Genomic DNA, 16567 nt, shown 5'->3' on the forward strand with positions numbered 1-16567 from the left:
TTATGCTCAACCGCAGCAAACACCTCCGCGTCGCAAAAAAATCTCAACTCACGCGCAGCTTCTGGTGTTTGCTCTGCGTCGCGAGCCTCGCCTTCTCAGGCTGCTCGAAGCGCGCCGACTCCACCGGCACCCAAATCCTGCGCATCTCCCAGCGCAACGAACCGGCTTCGCTCGACCCGCACCTCGCTACCTTGCCAGACGAGTTTTTCGTCATCCGCGCACTGAGCGAAGGCCTCCTTACGCCTTCCCCTGAAGGCGGCGCACCGGTGCCCGCCGTCGCGGAAAGCTGGAGCGCGTCGGCTGACGGCCTGACCTACACCTTCAAACTTCGCGCCGATGCCACGTGGTCTAACGGCGATCACGTTACCGCCGGGGATTTCGTTTACTCCGTGCACCGCGCGTTGTCGCCGTCACTCGCCGCACCGAAGGCGTCGCTTTTCTTTCCCATCAAAAACGCGGAGGCATTCTACACCGGACGCATGCGCGACTTTTCCGCCGTCGGTGTCCACGCGCTGAATGACCGCACTTTGGAATTTGTTTTAAACGAACCTGTCGCCGATTTCCCCGCCATCGTCGCCAGCGGCCCGTGGATTCCGGTGCACTCCGCCACCATCGAAAATGCCGGTCGCATGGATCAACGCGGCACACGCTGGACTGCGCCGGAAAACTTTGTCGGCAACGGCGCCTTCAAACTCTCCGCGTGGCGGCCGAATCGTGACATCGAACTCAAACCAAATCCGAAATATCACAGCGCGACCCGCGTGAAGTTGGAAGAAATCCGCCTGCTCGCCTACGATAACGGCGACAGCGAAGAGCGCGCCTTCCGCAGCGGCCAGCTCGATGTCACCATGGCCGCGCCTGCGGCCAAGATCAGCACCTACCGCGCGCAAGAACCGTCGCCACTGCGCACGGTGCCGCTGCACGAGATTCGTTACATTTCACTCAACACCAGCCGGCCGCCGCTCGATGATCGCCGCGTGCGTCGCGCGTTGTCACTGGCGCTGAACCGCCGCGCGCTCGTCGAGCACGTGTTGCAAGGCAATCAAGAGCCCGCGTTCAACTTCGTGCACCACGGCCTTGGCGGTTACCTGCCCTCGGAAAAAATCTCCGAAGACACCGAAACCGCACGCCGCCTGCTGCGCGAAGCGGGTTTCCCGGAAGGCCGCGGTTTCCCCAAACTTGAACTCACCACGTGGGGTGTCGCGCCCGCGCAACTCGAAGCGATTCAGCAGATGTGGTGGAGCGAACTGAAAATCACCGTCACGATCGCCCAACGCGAAGCCAGCACGCACCTCGCGGCGCTCGCCGCCGGCGATTACACGCTGGCGTTCATGACCGCGATTCCGGATTACGACGGCGCCTCGAACTTGTTCTCCGAATTCAAAACCGGCCATCACGGCAACTATCCCCGGTGGAGCAATGCGGACTACGATCGCCTCGTCAGCGAAGCCACCCGCGAAAGTGCTCCGGTAAAACGCACGACCACGTATCAAGCCGCCGAACGACTTCTGCTCGGCGATATGCCGGTCATCCCGCTTTATTTCAACACGCAGAATTTCCTCGTGCAGCCCAACGTTCAGAACTGGCGCGCCGACCGCTTGTGGACGCGCTTTTATCAGGACGTTTCGCTCAAGTAACAGGCCCGGTGACCTGTCATCGGCGGAGTTTTGGTCACGGGTAAATTATTCCTCATGCGCAAAAAAATCATCGTCTCGTGCTTGGGTCTCGCGCTTTGCGCGACGGGTTTTGCCAGCGAGCCCGCCGCGAACATCTCTGCGCAGCGCATTCTCGCTCGCACCAAGATTATCGCATCCGACGAGTTTGAAGGCCGCGCCCCCGGCACGGTTGGCGAGGAAAAGACCATCGCGTATCTCACCGAGGAATTCAAAAAAATCGGTCTCCAGCCCGGCAATCCCGACGGGACTTTCGTGCAAGCAGTCAAAAGCGCCGGCATCACTTCGCAGTCCTCACTTACATTTAAGGTCGGCACGCAAACGCTCACGCCTCAAGTCGGCATCGACTTTATCGCGCTCTCACGTCGACGGCAGGAGCATATTGAATTGAAGGACAACGAGGTGATCTTCGTCGGCTACGGCGTGACCGCGCCGGAGTTTGGCTGGGATGATTTTAAGGACGTCGATGTGCGCGGCAAAACCGTCGTCATGCTCATCAACGATCCGCCCGTGCTCGACGCGAAAACCGGCAAGCTCAGCGACGCGGTTTTCGGCGGCCACGCGATGACTTACTACGGTCGTTGGACGTATAAATTTGAAAACGCTTCCGCTCACGGCGCCGCCGCCGTGTTGATCGTCCACGAAACCGGCCCGGCGGGCTATCCGTTCGCGGTGATCGCCGCCGGCTCAGGCCGCGAGACATTCGACGTCGGCACGCCGGCCAGCAGCGAGCAACGCGTCGCGGTCGAAGGTTGGATGACGCTCGATACGGCGAAACAATTATTTGTCGCCGCTGGCCACGACTTCGCCGCGTTGAAGACCGCAGCCGCCCAACGCGATTTTCGCCCCGTGCCACTCGGCGCCCGCGCAGAGTATGCGGTTGAAAACAAGATCCGTGACGTCGTCTCGCGCAACGTCGTCGGCTTGCTTCCGGGCAGCGATGCGAAATTGCGCGACGAATACGTCGTCTATTCCGCACACTGGGACGCTTACGGCCGCGACCCGACCCGCAGCGGCGATCAAATTCTCAACGGTGCCGCCGACAACGCCATCGCGATCGCCATGATGCTCGACATCGCCGAAGTCGCCGCCGCCCACCCGCCGCGCCGCTCGCTGCTATTTTTTGCTCCGACGTATGAAGAGAAAGGAATTCTCGGTTCAAAATTCTACGCCGAAAATCCGCTCTATCCCCTCGAGCGCACCGCCGCGAATATCAACCTCGAGCCGCTCGATGCCGCACCGGCTTACGAGCCCACGCGCGACCTCGAAATCGTCGGACGCAACCGCTCCACGATCGACGACTACGCCATTGAAATCGCGCACCAACAAGACCGCGTGCTGCGCGCCGACTCCGAAGCCGAGAAGGGATATTATTACCGCAGCGACCATATCGAATTCGCCAAGGCCGGCGTGCCGGTATTTTTCGCGCGTTCCGGTCTCGAGGTGATCGGCGCTCCTGCTGAAACCGGACGCCAGCGCCGCCTCAACTACCTGCAAAACGATTATCACAAAATCTCCGACGACGTGCGCCCCGACTGGACGTGTGAAGGCGCAGCCCACGACGCCCGCTTCCTCTTCGCCCTCGGCTTGCGCATCGCCAACGCCGACACGATGCCGGAATGGAAACTCGGTTCAGAGTTTAAAGCCATCCGCGACGCTGGCTACAAATCGGCCACCAAATAATTTTAAAACCATGCCACGCCTCCTTACCCTCCTCGCACTCGCCAGCACCGCGACCTTCGCTTTCGCCGCCGAGTCCAAACCAGAATTTTCCGCCGCGCGCATCCTCGAACGCGTGAAGGTGCTCTCCTCCGATGAATTCGAAGGCCGCGCCCCCGGTTCGCCCGGCGAAGAAAAAACCGTCGCCTACCTGATCGAGGAATACAAAAAAATCGGCCTGCTGCCCGGCAATCCCGACGGCACTTATATTCAGAACGCGCCGCTCGTCGGCATCCAATCGACGCCGACCCTTTCGTTCACTTTAGACGGGCGCACGCTCACCATGGAAAACGTGAACGACTTCGTCGCCCCATCGAGTCGGCTCGAAGAAAAAGTCGGCGGGAAGGATACCGACGTGGTTTTCGTCGGCTACGGCGTCGTCGCGCCGGAATTCGGTTGGGATGACTACAAGGGCGTCGATGTGCGCGGTAAGACCGTCGTCATGCTGATCAACGATCCCCCCATCACCGACGCCAGCGGCGCGCTCGATTCAAAAGTTTTCGGCGGTAAAGCGATGACCTATTACGGACGCTGGACTTACAAATACGAAATCGCCGCCGCGAAGGGTGCGATTGCCTGCCTCATCGTCCACGAAACCACACCGGCCGCGTATCCGTTCGCCGTCGTGGTCAACAGCTGGACGCGCGAAAATTTCGAAGTCAGCGCGTTCGACAAAAATGCCGGCAACGTCGCCATGCAGGGCTGGCTGACCATTGACGCCACGCACCGCCTCTTCGCCGCCTCGGGAAAAGATTTCGCCCTCGCCAAAGCCGCGGCGCTCAAGCGCGACTTCAAGCCAATCGCGCTCGGCGCCAAAGCGACGTTCACCGTTGAAAACGAACTGCGCAACGTCGCCTCGAAAAACGTCATCGGCATCTTGCCCGGCTCGGACCCGAAACTGAAAAACGAATATCTTATCTACACCGCGCACTGGGATCACCTCGGCATCGACCCGCGTTTGCCCGGTGACAAAATCTTCAACGGCGCGGCCGACAACGCCGCCGGCGTCGCCGTGATGCTCGAACTTGCGCAAGGTTTCATCGCTTTGCCCGCCGAGCAACGTCCGAAGCGCAGCATCATTTTCCTCGCCGTCACCGCAGAAGAAAAAGGCCTGCTCGGCTCGCGCTACTACGCCACCAACCCGCTCTATCCGCTCGAAAAGACCGTCGCGAACATCAACATGGACGGTGCGAATCAGTTCGGTCCGACCAGCGATATGGCGACGATTGGGTTTGGCGCGTCGACGATTGACGACATCGGCATCGCCGTCGCTAAAGAACAAGGCCGCGAGATGAAACCCGAACCGCATCCCGAGCGCGGTTCGTATTACCGCAGCGACCACTTCGAGTTCGCGAAAGTCGGCGTGCCTTCGTATTACCCGAAAAACGGCACGACCTACATCGGGCAGCCCGCCGATTTCGCCGAGAAGAACGCCGCCGAATACATCGCCAACCGCTACCACAAACCCGGCGACGAAGTGCAACCCAACTGGACGTTCGAAGGCGCCGCGCAAGACACAGAGTTTCTCTTAAAAGTCGGTCTGCGAATCGCCAACGGCGACACGTGGCCCGAATGGCGCGCCGGCAACGAGTTCAAACCGAAGCGCGACGCGATGCTGAAGAAGTGAGCGCCCTCAGGTAAATTTGAACCACAGAGACACAGAGAGACAAAGTGGTGGATAACTCTTTTGGTTATCTTGGTGTCTCTGTGCCTTCGCGGTTAATAGTGAATAACCCGACCTAGCGCCAAACTTCCGTCTGGATTCCCTCCCGCGAATTCTGGAGTCTGTTCGCCTCACCATGTTTCGTTTCATCGCCCGCCGCCTGCTGCAGGTCATCCCTGTGCTCTTCGTGATTATCACGGCGACGTTTTTTATGGTGCATTTCATGCCCGGCGGGCCGTTCACAAGCGAGAAAGCCATCCCGCCGGAAATCATGCGCAACATCGAGGCGCACTACGGTTTGGATCAGCCACTGTGGAAACAATACGTCACCTACCTGGGTAACATTTTCACGGGCGACTTCGGCCCGTCGTTTAAATATTCCAACCGCACCGTCACCGAAATCATCGGCGCAAAATTGCCCGTGTCGCTCGAACTGGGCGGACTCTCGCTGCTGATCGCGTTGGTGATTGGCCTCACGCTCGGCACGCTGGCGGCGGTGCGGCGCAACACGTGGCTCGATTATTTCGCCAGTTCCATTGGCGTATTGGGAATCTGCGTGCCGACGTTTGTCCTCGGGCCGATTCTCGTGCTGCTGTTCGCGATTCACCTCGGCTGGGTAAATGCCTCGGGCTGGTTCGTATGGGAAGACCGCGTGCTGCCCTCGCTCACGCTCGGTTTGGTTTACGCGGCGTCGATCATGCGGCTCACCCGCGGCGGCATGCTTGAAGTGCTGAATCAGGATTTTGTGCGCACCGCGCGCGCCAAGGGCGCCTCGGAATCGCGCATCGTGTTTCGCCACGCGCTGCGCGGCGGGTTGCAACCGGTCGTCTCGTATCTCGGGCCGGCGATTGCCGGCATTCTCACGGGCTCTTTTGTCATCGAAACCATTTTTCAAATCCCCGGTCTTGGCCGCGAGTTCGTGACAAGCGCGGGCAATCGCGACTACTTCCTCGTGCTCGGCACCGTGATCCTTTACGCGAGCTTGATCGTCATCATGAATCTCGTGGTCGACGTCGTCCAAGTGTGGCTCAACCCGAAGTTGAAATTCGAATGAGCACGCGCGCGACCACAGTTCTGCCGGCGACATTGGAGCGTGGGTCTTCGCTCGGCCGCGACGCGTGGCATCGGTTGAAGAAAAACCGGCTCGCGCTTTTCGGCGGCGCGACGCTGATCGCGCTCAGCTTGCTCTGCGTGGTCGGTCCGTGGTTCAGCGCTTACAGCTACGAAGAACAGAATCTCGCCAACGCCTTCGCCCCCCCCGGCGCGGCGCATTGGCTCGGCACCGATCAACTCGGTCGCGATTTGCTTGTGCGCATCCTTTACGGCGGGCGCATCTCGATCGGCGTCGGCCTGTGCGCCACATTTGTAGCGCTGACCATCGGCGTCGTTTACGGCGCGATTGCCGGTTATCTCGGCGGCAAAACCGACGCGGCAATGATGCGCCTCGTCGACATCATGTATGCGCTGCCTTTCACGATTTTCGTAATCCTGCTGATGGTGTTTCTCGGTCGGAATATCGTGCTGCTATTTCTCGCGATCGGCGCGGTGGAGTGGCTCACGATGGCGCGCATCGTGCGCAGCCAGATCATGGCGTTGAAGAAAATGGAATTTATCGAGGCGGCGCGCGCGCTTGGTTTCAGCAACACACGGATTATTTTCCGCCACCTGCTGCCTAATGCGATGGGGCCGATCATCGTTTACACGACACTCACGATTCCGGGCGTGATGTTGCTCGAGGCGTTTTTGAGTTTCCTCGGCCTCGGCGTGCAACCGCCGATGAGTTCTTGGGGCACGCTGATCAAAGACGGCGCGGAAAAAATGGAAGAATACTGGTGGCTGCTGATCTTCCCCGGCGGCGTTTTCTCGCTGACGCTTTTCTCTCTCAACTTCCTCGGCGATGGCCTGCGTGACGCGCTCGACGTGCGCTCGGCGAAAGATTAACCGCCTCTGCTCATGCTTCGCCGTATCAGTCCTTACTTCCGCTATTTCCGAGACACCAAGCGCACACTTTGGGCTGCGATTTTTTACGGGTTACTGTTCGGTATCACGAGCGGACTCGGGTTGCCGGTGCTCATCAAATACGTGTTTCCTCCGATTTTTGACCGATCCGGGCCACCCTTCGAAGAGTCGACGGTGTGGTTAATCGCGGCCTGTGTGCCGGTTTTGTTTTTACTGCGCGCAGTCAGCGGGTTTTTGAACAGCTACTACGTTCAACTCACCGGCATGCGCGTGTTGGAATCGGTGCGACTCGACTACTTCAAAAAACTGCAGGTCCTGCCGCTCTCCTACCTCCAACGTCAATCGAGCGGAGATCTCGTTTCACGCGGTCTCGCGGACACGTCCCAGTTGCAATTCACGCTCTCACTCATCGCCAACGACGGCGTGAAGCAACCCATGCAACTTTTAGGCGCGCTCGGATTTCTCACGTGGCAAGCGTTCGCCACCGATGGCGCGTTTCTGGTGCTGGTGTGTCTGGCCGTTGTGCCCCTCACCGTGTTGCCGGTGCACTACGTGGGCAAAAAAATCGTGAAGCGCGCCGCCCTGGTGCAAGCCCAGCTCGGCGACGTCTCCTCTCATCTGGTGGAAAATCTTTCCGCCGCGCGCGAGGTGCGGGCGTTCGGCTTGGAGAAGCGCGAGTCCGACCGCTTTGGCCTCGCGACGAGTAAATTGGTCACTGCGCAAATGAAGGTCGTGAAATACGCGCAAGCGCTCACGCCTGCGATCGAATTTCTCTCCGCCATCGGCATCGCAGCCACTTTGATCTTCGCCTACAAAGGGAACGTCAGTTGGGACACTTTTCTCGCGATCATCCTCGCGCTCTATTTGTGCTACGACCCGATTAAGAAAGTCGGTTATCTGAACACCGAAGTGAACCGGGGCACCGCCTCGATGGATCGATTGGAAAGCGTCCTGAACGAACCGCTCACGATTGCCGATCCCGTTAATCCCACTCCCGTGACGCGCCTGCAGGGCGAAATCACGTTCAATCAGGTCAACTTTGCCTACGGAGAAACGGTCGCTTTAAACGACGTCAATGTCGTCATTCCCAAGGGAACCGTTTGTGCGCTGGTCGGCCCAAGCGGCGCGGGCAAGAGCACGTTTGCAAATCTCGTGCCGCGCTTTTTCGAAGTCGCGCAAGGGAGCGTGACCATCGATGGCATTGATGTGCGCGCGATGCGCCTCGCGGATTTGCGCCGCAACATCGCGCTCGTTTCCCAAGAGCCAGTCCTTTTCAACGACACGATCTACAACAATCTCCGGCTCGGGCGCGAAGACGCGACGCACGACGAAATCCTCGCGGCGGCATGCGCGGCGCACGCCGACGATTTCATTCGTGAGCAGCCTGAGGGCTACGAAACGATGGTCGGCGAACGCGGCGCACGTTTGTCCGGCGGCCAGAAACAACGCATCGCCATCGCGCGCGCCTTTCTCCGCAACGCGCCGATTCTCATCCTCGACGAAGCCACCAGCGCGCTCGACACCGATAGCGAAGCCGCCGTGCAGGACGCGTTGCGCAAACTCGTCGTCGGCAAAACCGTGCTCATCATCGCGCACCGCTTCAGCACGATTCGCGATGCTTCGATGATCTTGGTTTTCGACAGCGCCCGCATCGTCGCGCAAGGCGACCACGCCAGCCTTTACGCCGGCAACGCACTCTACAAATCACTCTACGATCGCCAGTCGACCAGCGCCTGATCGCCGTCCGCCATGCCTGAGGAGCCGAAAGAATTTTCCCGCGCCATCGAAAACCTCATCGCAGGCTTTCGCGATTTACCCGGCGACAACACGCGCTCGAAATCCCGCAAGCCTTCCGAATTGACCACGGTGATCGACGAACTCCTCGTCAAATACCGCATCAGCCACGACTCGCTCGAACACAGCATCCGCGCCGCGTGGCCGGAACTCGTCGGGGTCGCCAACGCCAGCTACTCGCACCCCGTCACGGTTGAGCGCAACCTGCTCCTCGTCCTCACGTCGCATGCCGTCGTCCGGAACGAGCTTTTCCAGCACCGTGCCCCGATCCTCGCCAAACTCCAAAAACTCCCCGGCTGCGCGCACATCAAGGGATTGAATCTGCGATCGGGCTAGTTGCTACGAATGCTTGGCTGAATCTGAGGCGAATCTTGACCCGATCACCATTGTAGCTACTCGTAGCTATATTATGATCACAACCAGGGCTAAGCTCTTCCAACACGGTGGTTCGCAGGCCGTGCGTCTGCCCAAGGCGTTTCGAATGCCGGGCGCCGAGGTCAAGGTTTCGAAGACTCCCCAAGGCATCCTGCTGGAGCCCCTGCGGCCCGATGCCGAGGAGCGTCGCTTGAAATTTTTCGCGCTCGCCGGCTCATGTCCCGAACTCTCGGACGTGCCACTCCACGCCGCCAAGGATATTGCCCGCGACTGAGCCGCATGCTTTACTTGCCCGACACTAACGCGATCTCAGCCTACATGCGAGGCACCAACGATGGACTCGTTGCTCAGATGCAAGCCGCATTCGTGAAAGAGGAATTGCGGCTATCCGTAATCGTTCTGGCGGAGCGTGAATTTGGTTTAGTCAAAGGCGGCACCGCCGCTCAACGCCGCAAACTGCAAACACTGGAGCAATTATTGATCGTCGAACCGTTCACACGCGCCGACGCCAGCCACTACGCTAAAATCCGCCACCAACTCGAGTCACGTGGGCAAGGCATCGGCCCCTTCGATACACTGATCGTCGCCCAAGCATTGCGCCTCGGAGCCACCGTGGTGACTCGTAATGTGGGGGAGTTTAACCGTATCGCAGGCCTGCGGGTTGAGAATTGGGAGATTTGAACCGGCCATAGTCTCAAATTTTCGCTTGCGCGCACCCTCGCCGATTTGGTTAATGGCCGCTTGCGTTAGTGGAAGCTTGCTGGTCGCAGGCCTTCACCACGGTCAGTCCGGGTAACCGGACACTAACGATGTCGCCGGCCCTCCAAAAGCGGGCGATATGGACAAAAGTCCCTAACCGACCGCGTCATCAACAACATAAACCATGTCACAACCCGTTAAGTCAGAAGTCATCAGCCAATACAAAACCCACGAGAAAGACACCGGCTCCTCCGACGTCCAGATCGCCTTGCTCACCGCTCGTATCAATCACTTGACCGAGCACTTGCGCACGCATCGTAAGGATTTCCACAGCCGCCGCGGCCTTCTCCAGATGGCATCCCGCCGCCGCAAGCTCCTTGATTACGTCAAGGGCGAGGATTTGGCGAAATACAACGAACTGTTGCAGAAGCTCAGCCTCCGCAAATAACCCGTTTTCCCGAAAGGCGGCCCACCGACGGGCCGCCTTTCGTTTTAGCCTCCTTCGACGAATCAGCGGCCCGGGACATTTCCGTTTACCTCTCCCCACTGTGCGGGAGCCGTAATCCGAAATTTCTCGACGCTCATTCAAAGGAACGCGACGAAAGCACCAACCTGGGGACGCCGGTCCGTGTGACCGCTGCGACTCCCTACCCCCGAACCCATCGTGGTTCACCTTAGATAACATGAATCAGAAACATAATGTCACCGTGCCCGGCCTCGGGCTCACCTTCTCCACCGGCTCCATCGCCCAGCTCGCGGGCGGCGCCGTCAACGTCAACGTCGGCGAGACCAACGTCCTCGTCACCGCCTGCGCCGCGACCACCATGCGTCCGGGCCAAGATTTCTTCCCGCTGACCTGCGACTACCGCGACAAATACGCCGCCGCCGGCCGTTTCCCGGGTGGTTATTTCAAGCGCGAAGGCCGTCCTTCCGAGCGCGAAATCCTCATTTCCCGCCTCTGCGACCGTCCCTGCCGTCCGCTCTTCCCCGAGGGTTTCCTCAATGAAGTGCAGATCATCGGCACGCTGATGTCGGCCGATTTGATCAACGACTCCGACATCGCCATGGTCAACGGCGCCAGCGCCGCCCTCGCGATCTCCGACATTCCGTGGTCCGGCCCGATCGGCTGTGTGCGCGTCGCTTTGATCGACGACCAGTTCGTCGCCAACCCGACGATCGAGCAGATGTATTCCTCCGCCCTCGACCTGATCTACGTCGGTAACGACAAGGACATGTTGATGATCGAAGGTTCCGCCGACCAGATTTCCGAAGAGAAATTCGTCGAAGCCCTCGAGTTCGGCCAGAAGGCCATCCAGCCGATCATCACGGCCATTAAGGAACTCGTCGCCGTCGCCGGCAAACCGAAGGCCACGTTCAAGCTCGTCGGCGCCACGCCGGAAGCCCGCGCGATCATTGAGCGCGTCGTCCCGGCTGAACGCGTTTCCGCCGCCATCTTCGGCTTCGAAAAGAATGTCCGCTCGGCCAACGTCAAAGTCCTCAAGGAAGAAGCGAAAGCCGCGCTCCTCGCCGAACTCGGCGAAGGCAAGTTCACCGATGTCGACCTGAACGTCGTCTTCGAAGACCTCCAATACAAAGCTTACCGCTCCACCGTGCTCGCCAAGGGCACGCGCTCGGATCACCGCGATGCGAAATCGCTCCGCGCGCTCTCCTCGCAAGTCGGCGTGCTCCCGCGCGTCCACGGTTCCGCCATGTTCCAACGCGGCGACACCCAGAATATCGCCATCGTCACCCTCGGGCCGACGAAGGAAGCGCAAGACATGGACGGCCTCACCGGCGGTGCCACGTCGAAGAGCTTTATCCTCCACTATAACTTCCCGCCGTTCTCCGTCGGTGAAGCCGGCCGTTTCATCGGCCCGGGTCGTCGCGAAATCGGTCACGGTGCGCTCGCCGAGCGTTCGCTCGTGCCGATTCTCCCGCCAGAGGATGTGTTCCCTTATTCCATCCGCGTCGTCTCCGAGATCATGGCCTCCAACGGCTCGACCTCGATGGCTTCCATCTGCGGCGGCTGCTTGGCTCTCATGGACGCCGGCGTGCCGATCATTGCGCCGGTTGCCGGTATCAGCTGCGGCTTGATGACCGAAAACGTCGACGGCCAGATCACGAAATGGACCACCATCACCGACATCCTCGGTGAAGAAGATCATTTCGGCGACATGGACTTCAAGATCGCCGGCACGACCAAGGGCATCACTGGTTTCCAACTCGATTTGAAGATCAACGGTCTTCCCTTCGAGATCGCCAAGACCGCGGTCTATCAAGCCCGCGACGCCCGCATCGAGATCCTCAAGTCGATGCTCGCCTCGCTCCCGGCTCCCCGCAAAGACCTCTCCCAATACGCTCCGCGTATCCAGACGATCCAGATCGATCCGGAAAAGATCGGTCTCCTCATCGGGCCTGGCGGTAAGACGATCCGTCGCATCGTGGAAACGACCGGCGCGCAGATCGACATCTCCGACGACGATTCCGGCAAGGTCTTCATCTACTCGAACAACGCCGACGCCATGAACCGCGCCGTGCAGGAAATCGACGCCCTTTGCGGCGGCGGTTCCCAGATCGAAGTGAACAAGATATACACCGGCCGCGTCACCGGCACCAAAGAGTTCGGCGCTTTCGTCGAATGCTTGCCCGGTAAAGAAGGCCTCGTGCACATCTCCGAACTCGCCGACTTCCGCGTGCGCCGCACCGAAGACGTCGTCAAGGTCGGCGACAGCATCACCGTCAAGTGCGTCGGCATCGACGAGCGTTCCGGCAAGGTTCGCCTCAGCCGCAAAGCCGCGCTCGCCGACCTCGAAGCCCAGAAGCAAGCCGCCGCTCCCGCGGGTGAAGCTGCTCCCGCCGCTCCGGCCGCTGACGCTCCTGCGCAGCAATAAGGCAGTTTGAGGTAGGGGCGATTATCCCTAACCGCCCTTTCACCGCTCTCATTTCAAAGCCGCGACGCAAGTCGCGGCTTTTTTCTTTGCCCCACCGCATTCGCGTCTAGCGTCTGCTTCCCCACCTCGTGTCTCTCCGCGCAAAACTCACCGGTCTCCGCGCCGTCGCCGCTTTCGAAGCCCTCAAAGGCGCCGTCGTGCTCCTCATCGGTTTCGGCTCGTTGAGTTTTCTCGGGCGCAGCGGTGAACATTTCGCGGAACACCTCATCAGCCGGCTCCACCTGAATCCCGCAAGTCACTACCCGCACATTTTCATCCAGCTGATGACCGACGTCGACAACCAGCGCCTCTGGCTCTTCGCCGGATTCGCCGCGTTGTATTCGAGCATTCGTTTCGCCGAGGCTTACGGGCTGTGGCACGCGCGCCGTTGGGCCGAGTGGCTCGCCGCGCTGAGCGGCGCGGTTTATGTGCCGATCGAGCTCTACGAAATTTTCCACCGCGCGAGTTGGCTGAAATTCGGCGCGCTTATCGCGAATCTCGCGATCGTCGCTTACATGGTTTACCTGCTCGCTCAGCGGAAGAAAACGTCGGCGAAAAAAAGCAGCTGACAGCGCCGCCGCATTCACGGGATGCTGACCGCACCATGAAGCTGCTGGTCACGAACGACGACGGAATCAATTCCCCCTTTCTCCACGAGTTGGTTTACGCGCTCAAGGGCGCCGGCCACGAACTTTACGTTGTCGCCCCGCTCACCGAGCAAAGTTGGACGGGCGCCTCGAAAACCCGCCACCGCCTCGTGCAATCCACGAAAGCCGACCAAGGGTTCGGCGTGCCCACGTGGACGGTCGACGGCACGCCCTCCGATTGCGTCAACATCGCCATCGCGCATTTGTTGCCCACGAAAGTCGATGCCGTCGTCAGCGGTATCAACGTCGGCTTCAATTGCTCGCTCGGTTTCATTATCGCGAGCGGCACCGTCTCTGCCGCCCTCGAAGGCGCGTTGCACGGCTTGCCCGCGATGGCGTGTTCGCAAGACGTCACCGAGGAAACGTATTACAAACTCAAAGAGAACGAGGGCAAACCCGAGGGCGAATTGCTCGAGACGTTAAAGATTTCCGCCGCTCACGCCGCGCGCATGGCCGGCGAACTTTTACCGAAAACGCCGCATCGCAGCTTCATCGTGCATAATCTGAATTTTCCGATTCCGTGCACGCCGACGACCGAAGTAAAACGCACCGTGCCCGCGCACTTCTTCGTGCCGGGATTATTTTCTCCGCCGGACGATGACGGTCGCCACAAACTCATTTGGATCGATGGCGAAGATGTTTCTCCGCCCGAACCGCTCGCCGATATCAAGTGCATCGAGTCCGGTTTCATCAGCCACACGACGCTCGATTACCGCAAACTCGGGCATCCGTAACCATGCCCGCGTTGCCCGCCGCGCCGGACGGAACCCCCGCGTCACGCCTCTGCCTCGGCACAGCGCCTTTCGGCACGAGGATCGACGAGCGCGATTCATTCGCGCTCCTCAATCGCTATGTTGAGACCGGCGGCAACTTTCTCGACACCGCGCGCATCTATTCCGATTGGGTGGTCGGTGAAAAACGCCGCAGCGAACGCATCCTCGGCGACTGGCTGCACGCCCGCAAAAATCGCGACCGCCTCGTCATCGCGACGAAAGGCGCACATCCGTTCATGGAGTCGCTCGGCGTGCCGCGCTCGTCCGCTGCGGAAATTCGCGACGACCTCGAAGGCAGTTTGCGCACGCTGCGTGTCGACGTCGTCGATTTCTATTGGTTACACCGCGACGACCCGCGCCAGCCCGTCGACCATTTCATCGATCTGCTGAACACCTTTGTCCGCGAAGGAAAAATCCGCGCATTCGGTGCCTCAAACTGGAGCACGGCGCGCATCCGCGCCGCCAACGCCTATGCCACTTCGCGCGGCCTTCACGGCTTTAGCGCCAACCAGCCGTTGTGGTGTCTCGGGAGCGACACCGCGCAACCGCCTAAGGACCCGACACTCGTGCGCTGTGACGCAGTCATGCGCGAGTTTCACCGCGAAACGCAACTGCCGGTCATTCCCTACACGTCGCAAGCGAACGGTTTCTTTTCGAAATTAATCGCCACCGGCCGTGCGCCGAAAGCGTCAGAGTTAATCGATTTTGACACTCCGGCCAATCACGCCATCGCCCGAGTCGTCGCGAAAATCGCGACTACACGCGGCATCGCCCCAAGCGCCGTCGTTCTCGCCTACCTTTGGTCGCACCGGTTCCCCGTGCATCCGATCATTGGCTGCCGCACACTCGCACAACTCGACGAGAGTATCGCGGCATTGCCGGTGCAACTCACAAACGAAGAACTGGCCGCACTCGAAACCAGAAATTAAACGAACGTGGTAGGGCCTGACCTCCGGGCAGGCCGTGGGTTCAAATGTGTTTTTCCTCGTCACTCACAAATCTAAGCGGCCCGCCCGGAGGTCGGGCTCTACCGTGAGTTTAGCTTTCGCTCAGTCGCGCCTCTTGGTCACCGCACCAGCGAAAAACCCGCACGCAAAACCGAGGTGCGCTGGTTATACGTGCGCAGGCTTTCGCCGTAGCCGTCCCAGTATTGGATGAGCACGTAGGTCGCGAAATCCAACAGCTTGTCGAAGCGCACGGGGATCGTGAGATCGGCCTGAATGCTGCCTTTTTTCCCCGTCGAACCAAGACGGCCCGTCATTGAAAGTGCGAACCGGTCGTTGCGGCCAAAGACCGCCGTGAGTTCGGCGTTACCGCGATATTCTCGAATGTCGGGGTTATTGTCGACGTCCGCGATGTAGGCAAACACGCGTGGCAGCACGATCAGGTTCCATCCGTCGAGCCGGCCAAAGACGAAGGCCGGACGAAAATAGAGGATGTTCAAACTCCGCGATGCCGCGCCGTCGCGACCGTTGGATTCATGCCTCGCGCCCAGTTGGTAACCGAGAATTTGAAACCCGTCTTCGCCGCCCGGATCGACCACCGACTGTGACTCAAACATGATCTCTGGCATGTAACTTGTGTCGAAGAACGGACTCGATTCCGCCTCGAGATCCCAAAGCGAGCGTTGGGTGAACCCCGCATAAAGTCCGCGTAGCGCCGGCACCTTGTCACCTAAACCGCCCTTATCGCCCAAGATGCGGTATTTGAAACTGAATTGGAATTTCGCCGCCGGCGCGTCCGCTCCATAAATAAAATACGTCGGCTCATGCGGCGCGAATCGTCCGGCAAAGGTGCGTTGAATCGCCGACTCGGCCGGTTGGTTCGGCAGCACGTTGCTCAACGGCGCCGAAACGATACGCGCCTCGGGGTCGGCCTTGTTCGCGACACTCTTCACATCGATCAACGCACGCACCGGCATTGGGCGATCCAACTCCAGCACCAACCGTCCTTTCGCATCTGACGGCACGGTGAAAATAAACGATCGATACGAAAATCCGCGCGGCGAGATTTGCGCACCGCCACCCGCCTGCCCGCGCAATTCCACCGTCCAACCCTTGCGTTCTGAACTCAGCCGCCCGGCCAGCACAAGGGGAGTTTCGTAAACGACTTCCGTCGCCGTCGGGTTGAGGATCACGAGATCCACCCGCACCTCTCCACCCGGGCTCGCGGCCTCGACCGGCGCCAGCAGGTTCACCACGACATTCTGGGCCTGACCGACCGTGCCCGCGATTAACAAACATAGCGCTGCGACCGAAATTTTCATGCGAGACGAAACCGCATATTTCCCGAGCGTGCACGCGCATTCTGAAAGCAATTTTAGGACGCGGTTGCG

General features: G+C 59.9%; 15 protein-coding genes. 14 read left to right on the plus strand and 1 reads right to left on the minus strand.

Annotation, left to right across the window (positions count from 1 at the left end; all coding sequences use genetic code 11):
• Positions 1-2 precede the first annotated feature (2 nt).
• From ACRRQW_RS02175 to ACRRQW_RS02240, 14 genes are all read left to right on the plus strand, one after another.
• Entirely contained in the window at positions 3-1637 is a 1635-nt protein-coding gene (locus tag ACRRQW_RS02175; RefSeq protein ID WP_438479612.1) for a peptide ABC transporter substrate-binding protein, read from the plus strand.
• Between the two features lie 54 nt (positions 1638-1691).
• Positions 1692-3356: a M28 family peptidase gene (locus tag ACRRQW_RS02180; RefSeq protein WP_438479613.1), complete on the plus strand. Its 1665-nt coding sequence runs from the start codon at positions 1692-1694 to the stop codon at positions 3354-3356.
• A gap of 10 nt (positions 3357-3366) precedes the next feature.
• The gene (locus ACRRQW_RS02185; RefSeq protein WP_438479614.1) at positions 3367-5019 is read left to right on the plus strand and encodes a M28 family metallopeptidase; all 1653 of its coding nucleotides are present in this window, start codon (positions 3367-3369) and stop codon (positions 5017-5019) included.
• Between the two features lie 172 nt (positions 5020-5191).
• Positions 5192-6109, plus strand: a complete 918-nt coding sequence (locus tag ACRRQW_RS02190; RefSeq protein ID WP_438479615.1) for an ABC transporter permease — start codon at positions 5192-5194, stop codon at positions 6107-6109.
• Positions 6106-6996 (plus strand): ABC transporter permease, encoded by an 891-nt coding sequence (locus ACRRQW_RS02195; protein ID WP_438479616.1) that lies wholly within the window; start codon positions 6106-6108, stop codon positions 6994-6996. Before ACRRQW_RS02190 ends, ACRRQW_RS02195 begins: the two co-directional genes overlap by 4 nt.
• 12 nt (positions 6997-7008) lie before the next feature.
• Positions 7009-8751, plus strand: coding sequence for an ABC transporter ATP-binding protein (locus tag ACRRQW_RS02200; RefSeq protein WP_438479617.1), 1743 nt, complete (start codon positions 7009-7011; stop codon positions 8749-8751).
• A 12-nt stretch (positions 8752-8763) separates the two neighbouring features.
• Complete coding sequence (locus ACRRQW_RS02205; RefSeq protein WP_438479618.1) at positions 8764-9144, plus strand: DciA family protein; 381 nt, start codon at positions 8764-8766, stop codon at positions 9142-9144.
• Between the two features lie 73 nt (positions 9145-9217).
• A complete protein-coding gene (locus ACRRQW_RS02210; RefSeq protein WP_438479619.1) occupies positions 9218-9457 on the plus strand; it encodes an antitoxin in 240 nt (79 codons plus the stop codon).
• A 5-nt stretch (positions 9458-9462) separates the two neighbouring features.
• A complete protein-coding gene (locus ACRRQW_RS02215) occupies positions 9463-9864 on the plus strand; it encodes a type II toxin-antitoxin system VapC family toxin (protein ID WP_438479620.1) in 402 nt (133 codons plus the stop codon).
• A gap of 202 nt (positions 9865-10066) precedes the next feature.
• Complete coding sequence (gene rpsO / locus ACRRQW_RS02220; protein ID WP_438479621.1) at positions 10067-10330, plus strand: 30S ribosomal protein S15; 264 nt, start codon at positions 10067-10069, stop codon at positions 10328-10330.
• Positions 10331-10565: 235 nt separating this feature from the next.
• A complete protein-coding gene (gene pnp, locus ACRRQW_RS02225; RefSeq protein WP_438479622.1) occupies positions 10566-12773 on the plus strand; it encodes a polyribonucleotide nucleotidyltransferase in 2208 nt (735 codons plus the stop codon).
• Positions 12774-12901: 128 nt separating this feature from the next.
• A complete protein-coding gene (locus ACRRQW_RS02230) occupies positions 12902-13381 on the plus strand; it encodes a DUF2127 domain-containing protein (protein ID WP_438479623.1) in 480 nt (159 codons plus the stop codon).
• 35 nt (positions 13382-13416) lie between these two features.
• Positions 13417-14193, plus strand: coding sequence for a 5'/3'-nucleotidase SurE (gene surE, locus ACRRQW_RS02235; protein ID WP_438479624.1), 777 nt, complete (start codon positions 13417-13419; stop codon positions 14191-14193).
• Between the two features lie 2 nt (positions 14194-14195).
• On the plus strand, positions 14196-15161 hold the full coding sequence (locus tag ACRRQW_RS02240) for an aldo/keto reductase (RefSeq protein ID WP_438479625.1): 966 nt from the start codon (positions 14196-14198) through the stop codon (positions 15159-15161).
• 137 nt (positions 15162-15298) lie between these two features.
• On the opposite strand, the gene ACRRQW_RS02245 is transcribed toward ACRRQW_RS02240, so the two are convergent.
• Complete coding sequence (locus ACRRQW_RS02245) at positions 15299-16498, minus strand: phospholipase A (RefSeq protein WP_438479626.1); 1200 nt, start codon at positions 16496-16498, stop codon at positions 15299-15301.
• Positions 16499-16567: the final 69 nt, after the last annotated feature.

Source organism: Oleiharenicola lentus, from assembly GCF_051660365.1.
Taxonomy (GTDB): Bacteria; Verrucomicrobiota; Verrucomicrobiia; order Opitutales; family Opitutaceae; genus Lacunisphaera; species Lacunisphaera lenta_A.

What these genes read in the sequence shown, in the direction of transcription:
- ACRRQW_RS02175 (WP_438479612.1), top strand. Translation starts at nt 3, where the DNA reads ATGCTCAACCGCAGCAAACACCTCCGCGTCGCAAAAAAATCTCAACTC.
- ACRRQW_RS02180 (WP_438479613.1), top strand. Translation starts at nt 1,692, where the DNA reads ATGCGCAAAAAAATCATCGTCTCGTGCTTGGGTCTCGCGCTTTGCGCG.
- ACRRQW_RS02185 (WP_438479614.1), top strand. Translation starts at nt 3,367, where the DNA reads ATGCCACGCCTCCTTACCCTCCTCGCACTCGCCAGCACCGCGACCTTC.
- ACRRQW_RS02190 (WP_438479615.1), top strand. Translation starts at nt 5,192, where the DNA reads ATGTTTCGTTTCATCGCCCGCCGCCTGCTGCAGGTCATCCCTGTGCTC.
- ACRRQW_RS02195 (WP_438479616.1), top strand. Translation starts at nt 6,106, where the DNA reads ATGAGCACGCGCGCGACCACAGTTCTGCCGGCGACATTGGAGCGTGGG.
- ACRRQW_RS02200 (WP_438479617.1), top strand. Translation starts at nt 7,009, where the DNA reads ATGCTTCGCCGTATCAGTCCTTACTTCCGCTATTTCCGAGACACCAAG.
- ACRRQW_RS02205 (WP_438479618.1), top strand. Translation starts at nt 8,764, where the DNA reads ATGCCTGAGGAGCCGAAAGAATTTTCCCGCGCCATCGAAAACCTCATC.
- ACRRQW_RS02210 (WP_438479619.1), top strand. Translation starts at nt 9,218, where the DNA reads ATGATCACAACCAGGGCTAAGCTCTTCCAACACGGTGGTTCGCAGGCC.
- ACRRQW_RS02215 (WP_438479620.1), top strand. Translation starts at nt 9,463, where the DNA reads ATGCTTTACTTGCCCGACACTAACGCGATCTCAGCCTACATGCGAGGC.
- rpsO (WP_438479621.1), top strand. Translation starts at nt 10,067, where the DNA reads ATGTCACAACCCGTTAAGTCAGAAGTCATCAGCCAATACAAAACCCAC.
- pnp (WP_438479622.1), top strand. Translation starts at nt 10,566, where the DNA reads ATGAATCAGAAACATAATGTCACCGTGCCCGGCCTCGGGCTCACCTTC.
- surE (WP_438479624.1), top strand. Translation starts at nt 13,417, where the DNA reads ATGAAGCTGCTGGTCACGAACGACGACGGAATCAATTCCCCCTTTCTC.
- ACRRQW_RS02240 (WP_438479625.1), top strand. Translation starts at nt 14,196, where the DNA reads ATGCCCGCGTTGCCCGCCGCGCCGGACGGAACCCCCGCGTCACGCCTC.
- ACRRQW_RS02245 (WP_438479626.1), bottom strand. Translation starts at nt 16,498, where the DNA reads ATGAAAATTTCGGTCGCAGCGCTATGTTTGTTAATCGCGGGCACGGTC.